Annotated in this window: 18 protein-coding genes and 1 pseudogene; 12 read left to right on the forward strand and 7 right to left on the reverse strand. The window is 31.5% G+C overall.

The annotated features are described in order from the left end of the window. Window positions 1–72 precede the first annotated feature (72 nt). Complete coding sequence (locus tag SH09_RS02300; RefSeq protein WP_082039166.1) at window positions 73–1,794, forward strand: ABC transporter ATP-binding protein; 1,722 nt, start codon at window positions 73–75, stop codon at window positions 1,792–1,794. 39 nt (window positions 1,795–1,833) lie between these two features. Continuing rightward, window positions 1,834–1,881 (forward strand): annotated as a pseudogene (locus SH09_RS17410) (type I toxin-antitoxin system Fst family toxin); the annotation flags it as partial. Between the two features lie 175 nt (window positions 1,882–2,056). On the opposite strand, the gene SH09_RS02305 reads toward SH09_RS17410, so the two are convergent. The 5 genes from SH09_RS02305 to SH09_RS02325 all read right to left on the reverse strand — a co-directional run bounded on the left by SH09_RS02305 (window position 2,057) and on the right by SH09_RS02325 (window position 7,380). Continuing rightward, window positions 2,057–2,701 carry a YczE/YyaS/YitT family protein gene (locus SH09_RS02305; RefSeq protein ID WP_052495403.1) on the reverse strand — a complete coding sequence of 215 codons (645 nt, stop codon included), beginning with the start codon at window positions 2,699–2,701 and terminating at the stop codon, window positions 2,057–2,059. Between the two features lie 39 nt (window positions 2,702–2,740). After that, entirely contained in the window at window positions 2,741–3,796 is a 1,056-nt protein-coding gene (locus SH09_RS02310; RefSeq protein WP_042738005.1) for a Gfo/Idh/MocA family protein, read from the reverse strand. Between the two features lie 62 nt (window positions 3,797–3,858). Then, window positions 3,859–5,250 carry an MFS transporter gene (locus SH09_RS02315; protein ID WP_042738006.1) on the reverse strand — a complete coding sequence of 464 codons (1,392 nt, stop codon included), beginning with the start codon at window positions 5,248–5,250 and terminating at the stop codon, window positions 3,859–3,861. Window positions 5,251–5,284: 34 nt separating this feature from the next. Next, window positions 5,285–6,478 (reverse strand): Gfo/Idh/MocA family protein, encoded by a 1,194-nt coding sequence (locus SH09_RS02320; RefSeq protein WP_042738007.1) that lies wholly within the window; start codon window positions 6,476–6,478, stop codon window positions 5,285–5,287. Window positions 6,479–6,627: 149 nt separating this feature from the next. Further along, a complete protein-coding gene (locus SH09_RS02325; protein ID WP_042738008.1) occupies window positions 6,628–7,380 on the reverse strand; it encodes a DeoR/GlpR family DNA-binding transcription regulator in 753 nt (250 codons plus the stop codon). Between the two features lie 149 nt (window positions 7,381–7,529). Here SH09_RS02325 and SH09_RS02330 point away from each other — a divergent pair, with 149 nt between their 5' ends. Genes SH09_RS02330 through aldA form a run of 6 tightly spaced genes read left to right on the forward strand, consistent with a single transcriptional unit; the run spans window position 7,530 to window position 14,182 of the window. Beyond that, window positions 7,530–8,999 carry a rhamnulokinase gene (locus tag SH09_RS02330; protein WP_042738009.1) on the forward strand — a complete coding sequence of 490 codons (1,470 nt, stop codon included), beginning with the start codon at window positions 7,530–7,532 and terminating at the stop codon, window positions 8,997–8,999. Then, on the forward strand, window positions 8,983–10,242 hold the full coding sequence (gene rhaA, locus SH09_RS02335; RefSeq protein ID WP_042738010.1) for an L-rhamnose isomerase: 1,260 nt from the start codon (window positions 8,983–8,985) through the stop codon (window positions 10,240–10,242). Before SH09_RS02330 ends, rhaA begins: the two co-directional genes overlap by 17 nt. After that, a complete protein-coding gene (gene rhaD / locus SH09_RS02340; protein WP_042738011.1) occupies window positions 10,243–11,070 on the forward strand; it encodes a rhamnulose-1-phosphate aldolase in 828 nt (275 codons plus the stop codon). A gap of 1 nt (window position 11,071) precedes the next feature. After that, the gene (gene rhaM / locus SH09_RS02345) at window positions 11,072–11,386 is read left to right on the forward strand and encodes an L-rhamnose mutarotase (RefSeq protein WP_042738012.1); all 315 of its coding nucleotides are present in this window, start codon (window positions 11,072–11,074) and stop codon (window positions 11,384–11,386) included. 20 nt (window positions 11,387–11,406) lie between these two features. Beyond that, window positions 11,407–12,741 (forward strand): MFS transporter, encoded by a 1,335-nt coding sequence (locus tag SH09_RS02350; protein WP_042738013.1) that lies wholly within the window; start codon window positions 11,407–11,409, stop codon window positions 12,739–12,741. Between the two features lie 4 nt (window positions 12,742–12,745). Further along, window positions 12,746–14,182 carry an aldehyde dehydrogenase gene (gene aldA / locus SH09_RS02355; RefSeq protein WP_042738014.1) on the forward strand — a complete coding sequence of 479 codons (1,437 nt, stop codon included), beginning with the start codon at window positions 12,746–12,748 and terminating at the stop codon, window positions 14,180–14,182. A 239-nt stretch (window positions 14,183–14,421) separates the two neighbouring features. Here aldA and SH09_RS02360 read toward each other — a convergent pair whose 3' ends face one another. After that, window positions 14,422–15,288 (reverse strand): MurR/RpiR family transcriptional regulator, encoded by an 867-nt coding sequence (locus tag SH09_RS02360; RefSeq protein ID WP_042738015.1) that lies wholly within the window; start codon window positions 15,286–15,288, stop codon window positions 14,422–14,424. 177 nt (window positions 15,289–15,465) lie between these two features. Between SH09_RS02360 and SH09_RS02365 the strand changes: the two genes are divergently transcribed. The 4 genes from SH09_RS02365 to SH09_RS02380 are packed head-to-tail and all read left to right on the forward strand — an operon-like array spanning window position 15,466 to window position 20,588. Continuing rightward, window positions 15,466–16,953: an aldehyde dehydrogenase family protein gene (locus tag SH09_RS02365; protein ID WP_042738258.1), complete on the forward strand. Its 1,488-nt coding sequence runs from the start codon at window positions 15,466–15,468 to the stop codon at window positions 16,951–16,953. Between the two features lie 13 nt (window positions 16,954–16,966). Then, window positions 16,967–17,836 carry a 4-hydroxy-tetrahydrodipicolinate synthase gene (gene dapA, locus SH09_RS02370; protein ID WP_042738016.1) on the forward strand — a complete coding sequence of 290 codons (870 nt, stop codon included), beginning with the start codon at window positions 16,967–16,969 and terminating at the stop codon, window positions 17,834–17,836. 30 nt (window positions 17,837–17,866) lie between these two features. Continuing rightward, window positions 17,867–19,237 (forward strand): flavin monoamine oxidase family protein, encoded by a 1,371-nt coding sequence (locus SH09_RS02375; protein ID WP_042738017.1) that lies wholly within the window; start codon window positions 17,867–17,869, stop codon window positions 19,235–19,237. Between the two features lie 31 nt (window positions 19,238–19,268). Continuing rightward, a complete protein-coding gene (locus SH09_RS02380; protein WP_042738018.1) occupies window positions 19,269–20,588 on the forward strand; it encodes an MFS transporter in 1,320 nt (439 codons plus the stop codon). A gap of 250 nt (window positions 20,589–20,838) precedes the next feature. On the opposite strand, the gene SH09_RS02385 is transcribed toward SH09_RS02380, so the two are convergent. Beyond that, on the reverse strand, window positions 20,839–22,062 hold the full coding sequence (locus SH09_RS02385) for an Nramp family divalent metal transporter (protein ID WP_042738019.1): 1,224 nt from the start codon (window positions 22,060–22,062) through the stop codon (window positions 20,839–20,841). Window positions 22,063–22,066: the final 4 nt, after the last annotated feature.

Raw genomic sequence — 22,066 nt, forward strand, 5'->3', positions numbered from 1 at the left:
TGAAAATAAAAATTATTTAATACATAATGTAAGGGATTGATTAAGATAGATAGAGAAAATAGGTGAATTAGCGTGAGAGAATTCTTTAAATATTACAAACCTTATAAAGGATTGTTTTTCTTAGATTTTAGTTCTGCAATTTTTGTAGGATTATTAGAATTAATTTTTCCATTAATAACAAGTGTTTATATAGATAAATTATTACCAACAAATCATTGGAATTTAATTGTTTTGTTCGGATTGTTATTATTATTTGTTTTTGCAGTTGAAGCAGTACTCAAATTTATCGTCACATATTGGGGTCATAAATTAGGAACCAATATTGAACGAGATATGCGTAATGATTTATATGGGCATATTCAAAAATTGAATTTCAAATACTTTGATAATCAAAAGTCAGGCAAGTTAATTGGTAGGTTAACTAATGATTTGATGGATATTGGTGAGGCGGCACATCATGGACCCGAGGATGTCTTTTTATCAATAATGACACTTATAGGTGCCTTTGTCATCATGCTAACTATTGATGTGAAATTAGCATTGATAACATTCTGTGTGGTGCCGATTGTCTTTGTGTTAGCTATTTTCTTTAGCCAAAAAATGTCACGCGCTTTTAAAAAATTATTCGCTAATGTATCTCGATTTAATGAGTTGATAGCCGATAATGTAGGTGGTATTCGTTTGGTTCAAGCATTTACTAATGAACGTTATGAGAATGATAAATTCCGTAATATTAACGATAACTTTAGAGCGACTAAGTTAAAGGCATATAACTATATGTCTTGGAACATTACGATTAGTCATATTGCACAAAAAATCACCTTGATTGTTGTATTAATTGTCGGTAGTTACTTTGTGTTACATGGAGACTTATCTTATGGTGGTATTGTTGCATTTATTATGATTACAAATGTACTATTTAAGCCACTCGAACAAATCAATATGATTATTGAACTCTTTCCCAAGGCTATTGCTGGATTTAAGAATTTTAGAGAAATATTATTAGTTGACCCTGAAATTAAGGATGAACCAAATGCGGTACAAATGCCCAAGGCGCTTCGAGAGATTGAATATCAAGATGTGACCTTTGGTTATGGAGAAGATAAGATTCTAAATGGACTAAATTTAAAGGTACAACATGGTGAGAAAATTGCACTCGTTGGACCTAGTGGTAGCGGTAAGACCACTATTAGTGCACTATTGCCAAGATTTTATGAGGTGGATAGTGGGGCTATCATGATTGATGGTGAAAATATAAAAAATATACAACTGCGTTCACTTCGTTCAGAAATTGGTGTTGTACAACAAGACGTCTTTTTATTTTCCGGCACATTACGAGAAAATATTATATACGGTAATTTAGATACAAGTGAAGAATTGTTGTTTAAAGCAATTAGACAGGCACAGCTAGAAGAATTTGTAATGAGTTTACCTGAAGGATTAAGTACGATGGTAGGAGAAAGAGGTACGAAATTATCCGGTGGACAGAAACAACGTATCGCGATTGCACGTATGTTCTTAAAGGACCCTTCAATCATTATATTAGATGAAGCCACTAGCGCACTTGATATTGAGACTGAAAACAAAATTCAAGCTGCCTTTAAAAAATTGTCTGAAAATCGTACATCACTCATCATTGCACACCGTTTATCAACAATTAAGGATGTAGATCGCATTGTCTTTGTAAAAGATGGGCAAATATTAGAAGAAGGTAGTCATGAGGTACTGATGCAACATGATGGTCCTTATAAACAGCTTTATTTATCCCAATTTCATGAGATAGATACCTTTTAAATTTAAAACGCAATATATTGAAGTAACTAAACAAGTGTTTGTCTCGTTACGCTATTTACGTATTGGCTAAGCAAGCGTGACGAATAGGCGACTAATCATACGGAAAAAATCCCCTCACTATTTGCGGTAGTGAGGGGATTGGTGCATAAAATGCAGATATCTTTGTTAATTGTATTATAACGCCATAGCGGTTAGGAATGCAAAAACAAATACTGCTAAAAATGACTTTAGTAAGGAAAAAGATAGCATTTATAGAAAAAAATTATTTGTTTATTAAACGTGAAGAGTATTTCTGTTCTATAAATTGTAATTTTTTAATTATTAAGCCAACAATTAATGCGGAAATAATAGTTCCTTCACGTACACCTTCAATAGTACCTATAGTCAGTAAAGATATTAGAATAGCAATAACAACCAAAGTTATATCAAAATATAACTTAATAGTTCCAAAACTTTTTGCTGTTTTTTTTGATAAAGCTTTAACAACACCTTCAGCAGGATTATTAACTACTTTAGCTTTTAATTGTAAGATAGTACTGTAAGCAATAATAGTACAACCAACTAGTACCATTAATAGTTTTATAATGTAAAATGGTTTAGGTATATATATAATAACTAAAGACCATAAATCAATTGAGATCCCTAAAATAGGGCCAACTATTAATTGTAAATATTGTTCTTTGGGAAATTGTTTCCCTAAGATTATGATTTCAAATAGTACAAAAATGATATTTGTACACATAGTTAATACGCCAAAGCTTATTGGTTGAGATAAACTCAATATAAAAGGGGGGCTTGTAATTGGTGTGGTTCCTAAATGAGATAAGGTAACTAAAGATATCCCCATCCCCATTATAAAAATACTGAGCAAAAATAAGGCGTACCTTTGTAACTTTGTTATAAGCAATACATAGTACTCCTTTCTATATAATATAGTCAATTGAGATCAATTTAATTTTGTTAGTTTTATAGCTTTTTCTTGGGCAATTAGACATAATTCAGCGGCTTTAAAAATATGTTTTTGTGTCATTGAATTTTCTGTTCTATTTAAACAATCTAATATCATTTTTTCAAAAAAAGGAAAGCCAATTTTATTTTGAAGATGAAAATATTTTTCCCCATGTTCATTAACTAAAAATAAATGTTCTCCAGAACTCGATCGAGTCAAATCAATAAATTTACGAATTTCTATAGTTCCTTTAGTTCCTGTTATAAACAATCGTCCATCACCCCAATTACTTAAACCATCTGGAGTTAACCAATCGACCTTGAAATAAAATGTTACTCCATTCTCACCAACTAAAGTAGCATCACCGTAGTCTTCAAATTCTGGATAATCAGGGTTATTATAATTGCCAACCTTACTATGTAACACTTTGGCATCTTTATTATTACTGAAGTGTAGAAATTGTTCTATTTGATGACTACCAATATCGCATAATATGCCACCATATTGTTTTTTTTCAAAAAACCAGTTAGGACGTGTAGTTTTATTTAAACGGTGTGGTCCGAAACCAGTGATTTGAACTACTTCACCAATTTCTTCATTTTTAATAAGTTCTTCAGCAAATACTGCACTTTCTACATGTAACCGTTCACTAAAATAAACCATATATTTTTGTTTTGTTTCTTGAACAATTTTTCTTGTTTCTTCTAACTGTGGTAGAGAAGTAAATGGTGTTTTGTCTGTAAAATAATCTTTACCAGCCTTCATTACTTTATTTCCTAAATCACTTCTTTTAGCTGGTATATCTGCTGCGGCAACTAGTTGAACCTCTTTATCATTTAAAATTTCATGAAGTGAATTTGCAATTTTTACTTCAGGAAATTTGTAAGTAAATTCTTTAATTCTTTTGGGATTTGAATCAAAAACCCACTTTAATGTAGCACCAGCTTCTATCAGTCCTTCGCACATACCATAAATATGGTCATGATTTAATGCCACGGCAGCAAATACAAATTTAAAATTCTTACTATTTTTTTGTTTTAATAAATTTTTCAAGTTATATATCTCCTTATTTTATATAATCAATCATATTAAGTGAAATTCTCTTAAATAATGTTCTATTGATTTTTGTTATTACGTACATTTAATACATTTGATATTTTAGTGACGGTACTCTTATTAAGTGGATAAAACAAAGCTAAAATTATAAATGATATAAACAATAATATAGAAGGAGATAAATTAGACATATCATATATTCTTTGCATAACCTCATCAGTTTGTGTTGTTGTACTATTCTTAGAAGAATTGTACCCGATTATACTTAATAGGATTCCCCCCAATCCGCCAGCCAAAGATTGCCCAATTTTTCTAGCAAACGAATTTACCGCATATATAGTACCATCTTCTCTTAAATAAGTAGTATATTGATGATAATCAATTACATCTGAAATAAATGCCCATATCATCAAATTAAATAATGATGCCCCTAAAGTTGCAAGAAACATTAAAAATAAATATAACCATACGTTTTGAATATTTAAGAAATATAAAGTTAAATACAATACACTGGAAAATAAAAGAGCAATAATACTAACTTCCTTTTTCCCATATTTAGTAGCTAATAAAGTTGAAAAAGGTGCTAATAATATAACTGTTCCATAATTTAAAAATAAAGCTATAGACATTGCTGTTTTATTGTGATAAAAATCATGAAACAAATAAGTTATATTTGTACTTGTCAATATTTGATTGATTACAATGAATATATCAACTATAACCAAAGCAATTAAAGCTTTATTTTTAAATAAACTAATAAAAATTTTATTAATAGGTTCAATTTCTTTTTTAGTGAATTGAATTCTTTCTACGGTATTTTTGTAAGTCAATTTATAAAAAAAGAATGCAATAATAGCACAAATTATAGATACAATAAAAAATCTATTTCCAGAAACAATTTGATGTCCATTAGGTAAATTTATATATACGAATAAAGGAATTAGTAAACCGGTTGAACTTCCACCAATAGCAGCACCAATACTACGAAAAGTAGATAGTGAAGCTCTGTTTTTAACATCACTAGTTATAGTTGATGCCATTGATCCATAAGGTATGTTTATGGCAGACAATAAAATCCCGAATAATAAGTATGATATAAAAGCGTAAATAATCTTTAAATTCATAGAAAAATCATTAATAAATGGTAGAAATAAAATAATTGTACTGATACAAAAAGGATATTTCATCTTCCGAATCCAAGGTCTAAATCTTCCTTCTTTACTAACTTTGGAATTATCACATAACCTTCCAATTAAAACATCAACAAAAGCATCTATAATTCTAGTAGTGAAAAATAATATACCTACTATATATCCAGTTATACCTAAAACATTAGTGAAATAAATCATCAAAAAACTATTTACTAAGCCTAGTATTATAGTATTTGCTAAGTCCCCATATAAATAAGCTAATTTGTCTTTATAATTAAATTTTCTTGAAGCATCTCCCAAATTTCTTCATCCTCCTTAGTTAAATTTAATTGTTTTAAGAAAAAACATCATTGACTTTATTATTTTTCTTTGACCATTTTATATCGGCATCATTTGGTAAAATCCAATGAGAATAACAATATTCTAAATCTTTATCTAAATTATTAACCCAATATTGTTTTTGTTGCTCACTGTAGCGAATTAAACTTTTTGGAAATAAATTTATTTTAGAAAAGGACCCATGTAATGTCTTAATACATAAAACGTGTGGAGTCGCGGCTTCTAAACCACAAGGAATACGATAGTTATTAGTTAAAATAGCATCTATACAAACATATAATTTTGTTAAGTGACTTTTGGCCTCTGGATTCATGTAAGTTTTTTGAAGACCATCTTTAAAAAATGCTGTTATATTTTCATATCCTTTATCAGGGTCATATTTTATTGTGGCTTTTTCGAATTCTAGTTCAAAACAAGGATTTCTAACATTTTTAGTGGCATGAGAAGCATAAAAAAATATATCAATATTTTTTTTGCTTTTTATATGTAATGCACATGTATCAAATGTTTCTATATTGTTTACACGATAAAGCTCATATTCTATTGTGTTTAAGGAGACACTAGTATTTATATGATCACCATTTAAATAAAATAAATTATGCAAAAAATGTGCAGTTGCATTATTAGCTACGCTATCGAATATCATTGAATTATCGGAACTGAATTTTTTTCCTGCCCAAGAAGAACGATTATAATAAATCTCATTTCTTGGCCATTGAACCATACTCTTTACACGTATAGGTTTTCCAAATTTCTTATCAATAATATCTTTTTTTAATTCTAAAATTGAATTTATAAATGACCAGTTAAATCCTATTGCCAAAAATTTACCAGTTTTGTCTCTTATTCGCTCCATTTCATGTATATCATCATAATTAGCAGTTACAGGCTTTTCGCATAATACATGACTGTTGTTATTCATACACAAGCAAGCGTGGTACTTATGTAAATGTATTGGAGTAGATATAATGGATAAATCTGCAGTATTATTCTCATAGAATCTCTCAATGGAGTTATAAATTGATATATTTCTTTTGATTAACTCATCATAAAACTCTGAAGATTCTGCATTTATATCCACAACTCCGTTCAAGATAATCGATTCATTTTTTTTGAACAACAATTCTTCTAAATAGTTTCTTCCATAACCGTTGATTCCGATTAAAACTATAGATACAGTTTTTTTCATTTTGTATCCTCCTTTATTGATTATATAAACGAAATAAAGAAACCGCTTACATTTAAATGGGATTATAACACCAAAAACCACAATAAACAACATATTTTTTGTTTATTGTGGTTTTTGTTTGGTTTATATGGTTTTTAAATAGAGTATTTTTAATTTATAATTTTAACGGATTTTTTTTGTAAGAGTTCTATAAATTTTGCATCGAAGTCATTGTCAGAAACAATATAATCTATGTTTGACAGAGATCCAAAAGTGATAAGACTGGTTTTATCTAATTTTGAGGAATCTAAAGCTAAAATAGTTTTTTTAGCTTTATTCATCATAATTTGCTTAATATAAGCTTCTTCCTCATTAGAATCTGTAATAATTCCGTCTCTATTTAAGGCTTTGCAGCTTATAATTGCAAAATCTGGATTAAACTTGTTAATAGATTCAATTGTTTGACTACCTATAAATGCGTATGATTGTTTTAGTAATTTGCCTCCAGTAGAATTAATTTCTAAAGAAGATTGATTTAAATCGTATAATGCATTTACTGCATTTGTTATAACATGTAACTTTTTATCAGATACTGCAAATCTTTTTAATGTTTCAACTACTGTAGAACTTGAATCTGCAAAAAGACTGATATCATTACAAATAAAAGTGTCGATTTTCTTAGCGATATTTAGCTTACTTTCCTTGTTGTGTGTATTTCTAACTAAATATGGTAAATCTTCAGTTTTTAACAATCTGGCTCCGCCATAATTTCGTTCTACGATACCTTCTTTTTCTAATTTTTCTAAATCTCTACGTATCGTTTCTTCCGATACTTTAAACTCTTTTGCTAGTTCATTAACATAGACAACTTTATTAAAATACAATTCATTTAGTAATTTTTTCTTTCTTTCAAAAGCTTTCATAATTATTTACTCCTATATTTTTAGGTCAATTGTATCATATAAGAGTATATAACTCTCTGATAAGAAACCACATAAATAAATATATTTTACAAATAATGTTGATTTGTGTGGTTTTTAAGTTTATAATACTTTTCTAAAGAGGTGAAAAAATGAATAACTATATAGCTATAGATATAGGGGCTTCCAGTGGAAGAGCCGTAGCATCTTATGTGGATGATGGTAAAATCAAAATCAAAGAGATTAATCGATTTGCTAATGGATTCACGAGAAAAAATAGACAGAATGTGTGGGATATTGATTACTTATTTGAACAAATATTAATGTCTCTAAATAAAGCAAAGTTACTAGGTATAGAGTCGTGTTATTTAAGTATTGATACATGGGGAGTAGACTATATATTTTTGGATCAAAAAGGTAAGCGCTTACAAGAGGTTGTTTCCTATAGAGATTCAAGAACAAATAATACTATGGATAAAGTGTTTGAAAAAATCTCAAAAGAAGAAATTTATAAAAAAACAGGTATCCAATTTTTAAGTTTTAATACGTTATATCAGTTATACGAAGAGAGTTCAAGTTTAAAGAAACAAGCATCTACTATATTACTCGTTCCAGATTACTTAAACTATCTATTAACAGGAGTTTCCAAAAATGAAATTACGAATTTAAGTACAACACAGTTAATGAATGTATATAAATCTGAATTAGATCAACAACTTCTTAAATTATTAGATATAAGTCAACAAGTATTTCCAGAAATTGTTGAAGCAGGAACTTATCTAGGAGAGATCACTTTATATTTAACTGAAAAATATGATTTACCAATTACGCATGTTTATGCTACTACATCACATGATACGGCTTCTGCAGTCCTCGGTGCTGTTGGCGATAGAAAGAAAAAATGGGCTTTTCTTTCAAGTGGTACATGGTCATTAATCGGTCAAGAGTTAAATAAACCAATTATCTCTAAAAACGCATTAAATAAAGGTTATTCTAATGAAAGAGGATTTGCAGGCACATATAGATTTTTAAAAAATATCATAGGAATGTGGATTGTTCAAAGAGTACGTAAAGATTGGCCTGAAAATTACACATTTCCTGAAATAGTAGAAGAAGCTAAGAAAAACAAGGATTTTAAAGCTTTTATAGATTTTAATGATGAACGTTTTATAAATCCTAAAAATATGATTGAAGAAATTCAGAGGTATTGTAAAGAAACAAATCAAAAAATTCCTAAGACGATTGGTGAAATAGCACAAGTTATATATTTGAATTTAGCAATTATCTATGCAATTTCAATAGAAGATTTAAAAGATATCACAAAGTCTAATATTGAAATACTAAATATTGTAGGAGGAGGTTCTAATAATAACTATTTAAATGAATTAACGTCACAATATACAAATTGTGAAGTAATTGTTGGCCCAATTGAAGCCACAGTATTTGGTAATTTAGCAGCTACTATGATTGCTACAAAACAATTTGAGACAGTGGAAGAAGTGAGAGAATCTATTGGCAAATCTAATAATATAATAAGATTTAAAAAGACAAGGAATTTTTCAGAAGTACAAAAAGATATAGAGAAATTTAAGGAGGTCACGCAATATGAATACAGAACATAAACAAGCATATGAATTGGCGAAAAATCAATATGAGTCGTTAGGAATTAATGTAGAAGAAGCTTTAGAGTCAATTAAAAATATAAAGATATCTATTCATTGTTGGCAGGGTGACGATGTCGAAGGATTTTTATTTAATCAAGATTTAACCGGAGGTATATCTGTTACTGGTAATTATCCAGGAAAAGCTCGTAATGGTGAAGAATTACGTAATGATTTGGAAGAGGCTTTAAAGCATATACCGGGCAATCATAAGATTAATTTACATGCAATATATGCAGAGACAAATGAAAGTATTGATTTAAATGAGATTGAACCTAAACATTTTCATAATTGGGTTGAGTGGGCAAAAAAAAATAATTTGGGACTAGATTTTAATCCTACATGTTTTAGTCATGAAAAATCAGAAGAAGGATTTACGTTAGCCCATCCAAATAAAGATATTAGAGATTTTTGGATTGAACACTGTAAACGTTCAAGAAAAATTGGAGAATATTTCGGTAGAGAATTAGGCCAACCTTCAATAACTAATATTTGGATTCCCGATGGCTTTAAAGATACACCTGTAGATCGTTTAGAACCACGTAGACGATTAATGAATAGTTTAGATGAGATATTTAAAGAAGAAATTGATGAAAAATATAATATTGATACTCTAGAAAGTAAATTGTTTGGTATTGGATCAGAAAGTTATGTTGTAGGATCACATGAATTTTATATGGGTTATGGATTATCTAGAAATAAGCGTATTTTATTAGATGCTGGTCACTTTCATCCAACTGAGGTAGTATCAAACAAATTATCAGCACTCTCATTATTTACTAATGGTCTTAGTTTACATGTTTCAAGACCAGTTAGATGGGATAGCGATCATGTCGTGATATTAGATGATGAATTGAATGATATTGCTAAAGAGCTAATTTATAACAATTTAATTAAAGATACAACTGTAGGACTTGATTTCTTTGATGCATCTATTAATCGCGTAGCAGCATGGGTAATTGGTACTAGAAATATGCAAAAAGCCCTACTAAAAGCAATGTTAGATCCTATAGCCCAATTAAAAGAAGCAGAAAAAAATAGGGATTTTACACAACGTCTAGCTATTCAAGAGGAAGTAAAGACATATTTATTTGGCCCTATTTGGAATGAATTTTGCATTAGAAATAATGTTGAACCAGGTTTAGATTGGTACGATGCTATTAAAGACTATGAAAAAAATATACTTGAAGAAAGAGGGATCTAATTGGAAAAGTTTATCGAATCATCTACGGTTAAAGAGTTTTGTGAAATAACAAAGTTAATGTACAACAAAGGTTGGGATGAGCGTAATGGAGGTAATATTTCATGTATTATTGATGAAGAAAAAATCACCCCTTATTTAACTAAGAATATAGAAAATGTTAGACAGATAAAGTTACCTTTCAATGTACAAGAATTAGCTAATAAATATTTATTAGTAACAGGAACTGGTAAATATTTTAAGAATATTATAAAGAATCCTCAAGACTCGATAGGATTAATTAAAATAGCTAAGGATGGATCATATTACGAAATTTTATGGGGGTTTGTAAATGGGGCAGTTGCAACAAGTGAATTACCGACACATCTTATGAATCATATTCAAAGGTTAGAAGTCGATAAAGAACATAGAGTCATCATGCATTGTCATGCAACTCATACAATAGCGATGACTTTCTCTCATAAGTTAGATGAAAAAGATTTTACAAAAACATTATGGAAGATGTGTACTGAATGTTTAGTTGTCTTTCCAGATGGACTTGGTATTATACCTTGGGTTGTTCCAGGTACTGAAGAAATAGGTCAGTTAACTGCAGAAAAAATGAAAGACTATAGAAGTGTCATATGGCCTTTCCATGGAATATTCGGCGCAGGTACGGATTTAGATGAGACTTTTGGATTAATAGAAACTATTGAAAAATCAGCTGAAGTCTATACGCATGTTCAATCTCAAGGTGGTATAAAACAAGATATTACCGATGAAGATTTACTAAAATTAGCAAAAGGATTTAATGTAGTACCAAAATCAGGTTATTTAGAGGTTGGTGTGTAATGTGAATAAAATAGCTAACGTTATGTATGTTAAAAAAGGATGTTATGAAGAATATAAAAAAAGACATGACCTAATATGGCCAGAAATGAAAGAAATGTTAAAAAATCATGGTGTTAGCAATTATCATATATACTTGAATGAAAAAAACGGCGAATTATTTACAGTCTTAGATATTGAAAACCAATCGTTATATTCTGAAATAGCTAATCACAAAATATGTCAAGAATGGTGGGATTATATGGCAGATATTATGTATGTAAATTCTGATAATAGTCCTAAGTACCAATTATTAAAAGAAGTGTTTTTCCTAGAATAAAATAATAAGGGGATAGGGAAATGAACTTAAAAGTCAAGAAAACAAAAGGATGGGTAGCAACGATAGCTATTGCAATGGCTAACTATATTGAAGCAGGATCTATAATTGCAGCAGCAAGTAGTTTGTCTTTATGGCAATCATACTTAAATCTAAATAATGTTCAGATTGGTTTATTGGGGGCTTTAAGTGCTAATGCATTAGGTGCTGCGATAGGGGCTCTTATAGGTGGACCAATTACTGATAAACTTGGTAGAAAATTCATTTTTAAATATGACCTAATACTATATATGATAGGTATGCTTGTTCTGATATGTTCATTTAATTTTTCAATGTTATTAATTGGAACAATTGTAATTGGTATAGCGGTAGGTATCGGTGTTCCGGTAGCATGGACCTACATTGCTGAAGAAGCGCCTGAAAAAGAACGAGCTAAAAGAATAGGCACTGCTCAACTTGCATGGTCAATTGGACCAACTATTACATTTTTACTGGCTGTTATTGTATCACCAATGGGTTTATTAGGGTCACGTATTATATTTGTGCATTTATTTATTATTGCAGGTATCACATGGTGGATTAGACAAGGAATGAACGAATCTGAAATTTGGGAAGCTGAAAAAGAAAAAGAAAGAAAAGAATTATTACAAGATGTTAAAAAGACTTCTGTAGTTAAAGAACTGTTTACAAATCTAGTTAATTTAAAAGCAATGCTACTTTTAATTGGAATTTATCTTTTTTGGAATTTAACTTCAGGGGCGATGGGATACTTTATGCCTTTCATATACGAAAGTATAGGAGGTTTATCAAGCGCACAAGCTAATATATTACAAGCTATATTATGGTTTTTAACTGTTATAACTACTTATTTTGGATTTATGAAATTAGGAGATAAGTTAAATCAAAGATTGTTATTTGGTATTGGAGCAGCAATGGGGATTCTTGCTTGGATTATTATAACATTTATACCAATGAATTGGGTGTCGCTCATTTTATTTGTAGTCTTATGGGGATCAGCAGCAGGAATCGGTGCTCAAGCATTTTATGCTTTATGGACAAGCGAATTGTTCCCAACTAGATATAGAGCTGGAGCACAAGGATTAATGTATTTTATTGTCCGTACAGGAATTTCGATATATTCATTCATATTACCAACAATACTTGCAACATTAGGTTTCAAAATGACTGGTATTATTATGATTATTTTCTTAATTATTCATTCAATAATAGGAATTGTTTTAACACCTAAAACGCAAGGAAAAACATTAAGCCAAATTGAAAAAGAAAGGTATGGAGAAAGTCCAAATACACAATTATTATCTACTGAGATAAATAAATTAAATGAAGTGAGGGATTAAGATTATGTATCAAATTAAGGATTATGTTAATGGAGAGTTTGTTGAAAGAACAGATTTAGAAATTGTAAACGTATTGAACCCAGCTACTGAAGAAATCATTGCTCATACCTACAACGGAACAAAGAACTACACACAACAAGCGATACAATGTGCTAAAGAAGCTCAAAAAGCATGGAGTGAAACCCCAGCAATTGAAAGAGCTCAATACTTAAAGAAAATTGCTAAAGGGATTCGAGAGCGTGGCGAAGAATTAACAGAAATTATTATTAAAGAAGGAGGTAAAACTAGAGAACTTGCTAGTACAGAAGTATACTTTACTGCAGATTATTTAGAATACATGGCAGAATGGGCTAGACGTTATGAGGGAGAAATTATCCAAAGCGATCGTAAAAATGAACATATTTTACTTTATAAAAAACCTTTAGGAGTTACATCGGGTATACTTCCTTGGAATTTCCCATTCTTCTTAGTTGCAAGAAAAATGGCACCTGCTTTAGTAACAGGAAATACAATTATCATGAAACCTTCAGAAGAAACTCCTATTAATGCATATATATTTACAGAAATATTAGATACTGTGGGCTTACCGAGTGGAGTTTTTAACTTAGTTAATGGTTCGGGTGAAATAGTAGGAGATGAGCTTGCTAGGAATAAAGATATTGAGCTTGTATCTATTACTGGAAGTGAAGATGCTGGTAAAAAAGTAATGGAAGCAGCAAGTACTAATATAACAAAGGTTAATTTGGAACTTGGTGGCAAAGCACCTGCAATCGTTCTTGAAGATGCAGATATAGACAAAGCTGTACAGTATGTAATAGATTCTCGCATCATAAATACTGGTCAAGTGTGTAATTGTGTAGAAAGATTATATGTACAAAAATCAATTGAAGAGCAATTTATAGAAAAATTAGTTCAAAAAATGAGCAGTGTTACCTATGGTAACACATTAGATGGTGATTATGATATGGGACCGCTAATCAACAAAAAAGCACAAGAAAATGTACACAGACATGTGCAAAGAGCTATAAAAGATGGTGCCATATTAGAATGTGGCGGAGAATTACCAAATGATAAAGGGAGTTTTTATCCTGCGACTGTTATAACAAATTGTACAAACGATATGGATATCGTTCAAGAAGAAGTATTTGGTCCTGTCTTACCTATTGTTACCTTTGAAACAATTGATGAAGTGATTTCACTAGCTAATGATAGTAAATATGGCTTGACTTCATCTATTTATTCAAACGATAATAAAAAAATATTTAAATTAGTTGATAATTTGGAATTTGGAGAAACATATATAAATAGAGAAAATTTTGAAGCAATGCAAGGATTTCATGCAGGTATTAAAAATTCTGGTATTGGTGGCGCTGATGGTAAACATGGATTAGAAGAATATCTTCATACACATATAGTTTATATGAATATAGGTGCTGATTAATTATAGTACACTTTAACCTTACAAACTGAAGTATCGAAAATGATGCATTCTCATCGTGCAGTTAGGGTGTGTATAAATTGTGGTGTGAAAATAAAACGACAATATATTTAATTAAACCAACGAAAAGGTCAAATATATGTTGAATCATAATAATAGAATCCAGTAAATGATTATCAATAATCATTTACTGGATTTTTTAGTGTTTACGTCTTAACTAGTTAATTTATCAAGAGAATTAACTAGTTATTAGAAGTATTGTAAGTGACGTGATTTCTATTCAATACTTCTTCTAGTTTTTCTAAATGTTTAAGGGATGTTTCGGAGGTTCTTTTTCCTAACTCTAATACGATGGCATCAATTAAGGCGATGATTGGCAAAATAGAAAAATGATCCTTTCTTACAGATAGTTTTAATGTAACATTGCTAAATTCAATTAATGGTGATGTGTCATGATCGGTAATTAAGATGATGTCGTTTCCCTGTTGTTTGGTTTCTTTGACAGCGTTTATTACTGAATAAGTATAAGGTTCGAATGAAAATGCAATAAGCAAGTCACTGTTAGTCATTTTTTTAGTTTTATCAAATATGGCATCTGTATCATAGCTCAGTTGCTGGATACTTAAATTAAATTCATTTAATAAATGTTCTAAGTAGAGTGCTGTTGTTTTATAAGGTCGTGTACCTAATACATAAATATTGTTTGCTTGTTCAATTAAATTGATTGCTTGGTCAAATGATGAAATTAAATCAGGTTTCAGTGATTGATTTAGCAACGAGACACTTTTATCCCATACGTGTGTCAATGTATGGGATTTTACTTTGCCACTTTCGATAAATGCATTTTTAAGAGAAAATTTGGAATCGTTTGGCATTGCGCTATTGTAGATATCTCTGCGAAAGTCATTGAAATTGTCATAATCTAAAGCGTGTATGGTACGCATAACTGTGGAAATACCGACTTCAGCATCTTTTGCTAATTCTTTGATAGTCACTAATCCTAAATCTTCAAAGTGTTTCAAAATGTAATCGCATAGCTTTTGCTGTTTTTTTGGAAGTGTTTTTTTGGTACTTACAATTTTAGCTTTTAAATCAAAAGTTTGATTCATAACTTTCGTTTGCCCCTTTACTCGTCATCAACATTATTTTCTATATCATATCAAAGAACTAGAAAGAATAAAAATTCTGAAAATGAACATAAATAATCCTTCTTAAATTAAAATGATTTACATTTGTTCATTTAGGTGATAATATGCCATTAAATACTCAAAAGGGGGCAGGAAGTGTTGAATGTAAAAAGAAATGAATTGAAACAGGAAGTTCTAGAGTTTTTAGAAAATGAAATTCCATTGTATATTAATGGCGAATTTCAAGCATCAAGCAAAAATGAAGTATTTGAAGTAGTAGACCCTTCAGATGAATCATTAATAGCTAAGGTCCATGAAGCGAATGAAGAAGATGTAGATAAAGCGGTAAATGCTGCAAGAGAAGCATTTGATAATGGTTTATGGACAAAAATGGAAGCGCATACAAGAGCGAATATTATTTATGAATTTGCTAGATTACTTAAAGAGAATAGGGAAGCATTAGCTCAGTTAGAATCCATAGATAGTGGAAAACCTTATGAAGTTGCATTAGCTGATGATATTGATGGAACAATTCAACAATTTGAATATTATGCTGGTTTTGCTACAAAGATAAATGGTAAAACAACGCAAATTTCTAATGATTTGGTTAGTTATACAGTGCATGAACCTATAGGTGTAGTAGGACAAATTATCCCTTGGAACTTCCCATTATTAATGGCGGCATGGAAATTAGGAGCGGCTTTAGCGGTAGGTTGTACGATTGTGATTAAGCCTGCAACGGAAACGCCGTTATCGTTATTATATGCTGCGAAATTATTTAAAGAAGCTGGCTTCCCTGATGGTGTTGTGAATATAATCCCAGGACCTGGGCGCACAGTTGGAGAATCAATTGTAGCTCACGACAAGATAGATAAGGTTGCGTTCACTGGTTCTACTGGTGTAGGAAAATCAGTAATGAAAGGTGCAGCTGATCAGATTAAGAATGTCACACTTGAATTAGGTGGTAAATCTCCAGCGATTATTTTAAAAGATGCTGATTTAAATGAAGCAATTGAGGGTGCATTTAATGGAACCATGTATAACCATGGTCAAAACTGTAGTGCTTGTACAAGAGTCTATGTACAAAGAGCCATTTATAACGATGTAATTGCTGGATTAAAGCAACGTGCTGAAGAAGTGACAATTGGACCAAGTTTAGATGAAACAACGGATATGGGGCCATTAATTTCGAAACGTCAGCAAGAGAAGGTATTAGAATATATTAGTAAAGGTAAAGAAGAAGGCGCACGTTTGATTGTGGGAGGCAATCGCAAGTTTGATAAGGGCTATTATGTAGAGCCTACAATATTTGCTGATGTCCAAGATGATATGACGATTGCACGTGAAGAAATCTTTGGTCCGGTAATGTCAGTATTTGTATTTGATGATATTGATGAAGTCATTACGAGAGCTAACGATAGTGATTATGGTTTGGCATCAAGTGTTTGGACTCAAAATATTAAGCATGGTCATTATATTTCTAAAAAGTTAAAGGCAGGTACGGTTTGGATTAATACAGTTGGACTTGAATTGGAAACAATGCCTTTTGGTGGTTACAAGCAGTCTGGTATTGGTCGTGAAATGGGTGGCGAATACGGTATTCAAAGCTACACAGAAGTTAAGAGCGTAATGATAAATATTAATTAATGGAGGTAATTATATGTATAAACCATACGGAATGATATCAGCATTACCAACACCAATGTTAGAGAGTGGTGAAATAGACTATGAATCATATAGCAAATTGATTGAACATGTGATAAGTGGTGGTATTCATGGTGTATTAGTTGGAGGTAGCACTGGCGAATATTCGTTAATGACGTTTGAAGAGCGTAAGGAAAATATTAAATTCGTTACAGAAACTGTAAATAAGCGTGTTCAAGTGATGGCTGGTACTGGATGTCATAGAACTAAGGATACGATTGAGTTAACGCAATATGCTGAAAGTGTAGGCGTAGATAGCGCTTTAGTTATCAATCCTTATTATATGGTGACAAGTGATGAAGGTATCATTGAACATTACCAACAAGTTGCTAATAATACGAAAGTTGGAATTGTAATTTATCATTATCCAGACGCAACAGGAGTTGAATTGGCACCTGAGTTAATTCATGAGATTAGTAAAATAGAAGGAATCATTGGTATTAAAAATACTGCAGACGGCATTCATACATCTAAATTATTCGCACTTGTAAAGGACGACCCAGATTTTGCATTGTTAACAGGGTTTGAAGATTTATTCTTACCAACTTTAGCGTTAGGGGGCGCAGGTGCAATTGGTCTAGTGCATAATTTGGTACCAGACAAAATTGCAAAGCTCTATGAGTTAATTCAAGAAGATAAAATTCAAGAAGCAGCAGCATTGAATCAAACATTGTTACCACTATATCAATTGTTAGAAGAAGAAACTGTTCCTGGCACTGTGAAAGCTGGCCTTAAGGCTTTAGGCATTGCAAACACAACATGTAGATCACCATTGAAGCCGGCCTCATCTGAATTTGAAGCTAAGATTAAAGCATACCTAAATTAAGTTAAATTAAAATGTGAGAAGGTGCTTACTATGAAAGATGTAATTATTATAGGCGGTGGATTGGCTGGTTTATCAGCTGCATGGAGATTAAAGAATCATGACATCTTATTGCTAGAGTCTGAAAATAGAGTCGGTGGACGTGTAATGTCTGAAAGAAGAGGTAACTATTGGATGAACTGGGGAGGTCATGTGTATGCAGGTAAAGGTTCTGCTACTGATGAATTACTGAAGTCTGTAGGTGTAAAAGCATTACCGGTTCCTGGAAAGTTATCGGCAATGCATTTAAATGGAAAACTATTATTAAACGGTAGGGTTGAATTATATCCATTTAGAGTACCAATGTCGTGGAAGTCTAGATTGTCGTTACTTAAAGCAGGAGCTAAGGTAAGAGCTGCAGTGATTAAATATGGCAAAGTTGCAAAGCAACTCGAGCATGAAGATTACAGTGTTAGACAACAGCGAATATTAGACTTTATGAATAATAAGACGTTTACCGACTTTACTGGAGCATTACCAGTTGATGCAGACGCTATATTTAGACCGACAGTTAGTCGTTCAACTGGTGAACCAGAACAGATTTCAGCAGGAGCTGGTATTGGCTATTTCCATATGATTTGGAATAAAGAAGGAGGGCTATCTCAAAATATTATGGGAGGTCCATCAACATTGACCAATACTATTGCTTGTCGTTTAAAAGAGCAGATTAAATTAAATGCACAGGTTTCTGAAGTTATCAAAAATAATGACTTTGTTACTGTCAGATATAAGATAGGAGATACGGAATATACTGAAACGGCCAAATATGTCATTTTAGCTACACCAGCCCCAATAACACAAAAAATCACTAAAAATTTAAGTCCAAAATTAGAACATGCATTAAAGCAAGTTAAATATGGTCCGCACGTAAGTGCATCATTTTTAACAAATGAAACGAGTGAACAAGTTTGGGATGACGTATATGCATTTGCAACACCTAAAAAATCATTTGATATATTAATACACAATTCAAATGTAGTACATGCCATGCATAATAAAAGAGAGCAAGGGAGTAGTTTTATGACTTTTTCTCCTGCAAATAGAGGAAAAGCATTGATAGATAAAAGTGAAGCAGAAATCTTAGAAATTTATTTAACTGATTTAGAAGAGATGTTTCCAGGATTTAGAAATTTAGTAGTCGAAGCAAAAGTTAATAAATTTCCTTATGGCTCTGCATATGTTTATCCAGGACGTGGTCAAATTCAAGCTACATTAACTGAGCCAGATGGTCGTTTATTCCTTGCTGGCGATTATTTAGGTACATTTTATACAGAAACTGCAATTCAAACAGGTTTTACAGCAGCACAAAATATTAACAGCCTATTAGGTTTTAATAAAATGGAAGAAATGCAAAATATTTTGTAAGCGTTTACAATAAAGAGCGGAGGCTTTTGCCATGAAAAAGAGAGAAATGGAAGATATGCCCCTTTGTAAATTTCACATGAAAATTTTCGCTTATGCAAGCGGAAGTTCATTTGTAGATGGCTACAGTTTAGGAATTATTGCTATTGCTTTGTCAGTGATGCAAAGTGATTTCGACATGTCCGTAACCATGATTGGTCTATTAGGTATGGGAACTTTAGGTGGCATGGTCATTGGTGGTTTAGTCGGAGGTTACTTCACCGATATATTAGGCAGAAAGAAAATGTTTATCATCGATATGCTGTTATTAGGCATATTTACTACATTGCAATTTTTTGTGACAGACCCAACACAATTAGTTGTATTAAGGTTTTTAATAGGCATTGCATTAGGGACAGATTATCCGATTGCAGGTTCGTTAATGAGTGAATTTGCTCCTAGTAAGCATAGAGGTGCGTTACTAGGGGGAATTAATGCATTTTGGTTTATTGGCTATGCGATTTCCTATTTAATTGGTTATTTTTTATTGCCATTAGGTCAAGGCAGTTGGAGATGGATGTTGATTAGTGGTGCATTACCAATTGTTCTGTTATTATTAGCGCGTCTAAACATGCCTGAATCGCCACATTGGTTGATTAAACAAGGTAGACATAAAGAAGCTAATACAATAGTTGAAAAGGTCTTTGGTCAAGGTGTGGTAGTATCTCATGAGGAGCAGGAAGCTAAAAAGACCAGTTTAGTTGATATTTTTAAAAATGGTTATGGTAAAAGAACATTTTTTGTATCTACATTTTGGTCCTTACAAGTAATGACTACATTTGCTATAGGTACATACATCCCTGAAATACTAGGTCAGTTTGGTTTTCAAGATGGTTCTCAAAAGTATTTAGGATCAGCAATTATCAATTTATTTTATTTAATAGGTATTTTTCCTGCGCTTTATTTAGTTGAAAAATATGGTCGTCGTCCAACATTAATTTGGCCTTTCCTAATTACAGCTATTGCATTGTTTAGTTTGGGCGTATTGTCTGCAGGCTCGACACCATTTATATTTATTATCTTAATATTTATTATATATGGCATTTTTAATACAGGTATGGGAAGTCATCAATGGATTTATCCATATGAATTATTTCCGACCCATGTAAGAGGGACTGGTGGTGGATTTACGACAACGATTAGTCGTATTGCTTCAGCGATTAGCACTTTCTTCTTCCCAGTTATCTTAGATAATTTTGGTGTTAGTATAACGATGTATATTGCTGCATTCTTATTAATGATTGGCTTCGTAATATCGGCTTTTATGGCACCAGAAACAAAAAGTATGAATTTAAAGGAAGCGGGATCGATTTAAAATATTGTTAAGTATTATAAAGTTTAGACATGAGACCGAGTATTTGTATTAATATGATTTACTATTCATTCATCGTAATAGTTGTAATTTAGAAAGATTGACATAAATATTATAGAGCCAAAAAACGCCATTAAATGAATTTTCCAATTCATTTAATGGCGTTGCTCGTTAAAATTAGGTGCTGATAAATATTAGATATGCAACGAAATAGCAGAATAAGTTAAATTACATTTTGAACTATAACTTTATATTAACGTTGTATAAAGCTATTAATTGCATCAATAAGACTGTATACACCTAAGAATGTCACGACGATTACGACGATACCACCGATGATATTAAGCCACACAGTATTGACATAGTTGCCCATTAAATTCCTTTTATTAATTACAATAAATATCAGAATCGCCACTGTTGGTAAGATGATACCGTTTAGTGCTTGTGCAACAAGTAATACTTGCAATGGTTCGAATCCTAATGCGGATGTAATAATACCAATAATAATGATACATGTGAATACAAATTTGTATTTTTTACTTTCCATGCCACCTTGCCAACCGAGTAAACTACTGATGGTAGCAGCTGCACCAGTTGGTGAGGCAATTGCTGAAGATAATCCAGCTGCAAATAAACCAATACTTATAGCAAATGGTGCGGCATTGCCTAATACGGGTTCTAATGGACCTGCGAGTTGGATGATACTAGTAACTTCTTTACCTTTGATTAAAGTGGCTGCTGCGATAAGAATAGCAGCTGAAATAATACCACCTATAGAAATTGATATAATTGTATCCCAACGTGCAAATTTTAATTCTTTGATATTACCAAAGCGTTCATGTACTGCAGTAGAATGGATAAAGAAATTATAAGGAACGACTGTGGTACCAATTAATGCGATAATAGTTATAATTGAGCCGTTAGGAATAGTCGGCACAAAGATACCCTTTAAGATTCCAATAATATCCGGTTTGATGACAATCATTGTTGTAATAAATATAATGCCCATGATTACCATTAGGAATATCATGATTTTCTCTAAAAAACGATAGTTACCAAACAGACCAATTAATAAAATAATTACACCAATGACAGGTGCTACTGCATTTTCAGGCAAATGTAATAAATAAGCAGCACCCAGTGAAGTACCAATTAAATCACCACTTATATATGCGGCACACCCCAGTGTTACGGCAATTAATGTAAACCAAACGATGATTAATTTACCTATCTTATTGGCGAATAAATCTTGAATCGCTTCGCCTAAACCTTCTCGTGTAACAAGGCTTAAACGAATAATCATTTCTTGTAAAACAATTGTTGCTACAATTGAAAAGACAACCGCCCATAATAAACTATAACCAAATCCTGCGCCACCTTGGGTCATTGTTGTGACAGTACCAGGACCGATAAATGAGGCTGTGATTATCATTCCAGGACCAATAGACTTAAATAGTTTCTTTGCATCCTTAAACATCTAC

The organism is Staphylococcus gallinarum (genome assembly GCF_000875895.1).
GTDB classification, from domain to species: Bacteria; Bacillota; Bacilli; order Staphylococcales; family Staphylococcaceae; genus Staphylococcus; species Staphylococcus gallinarum.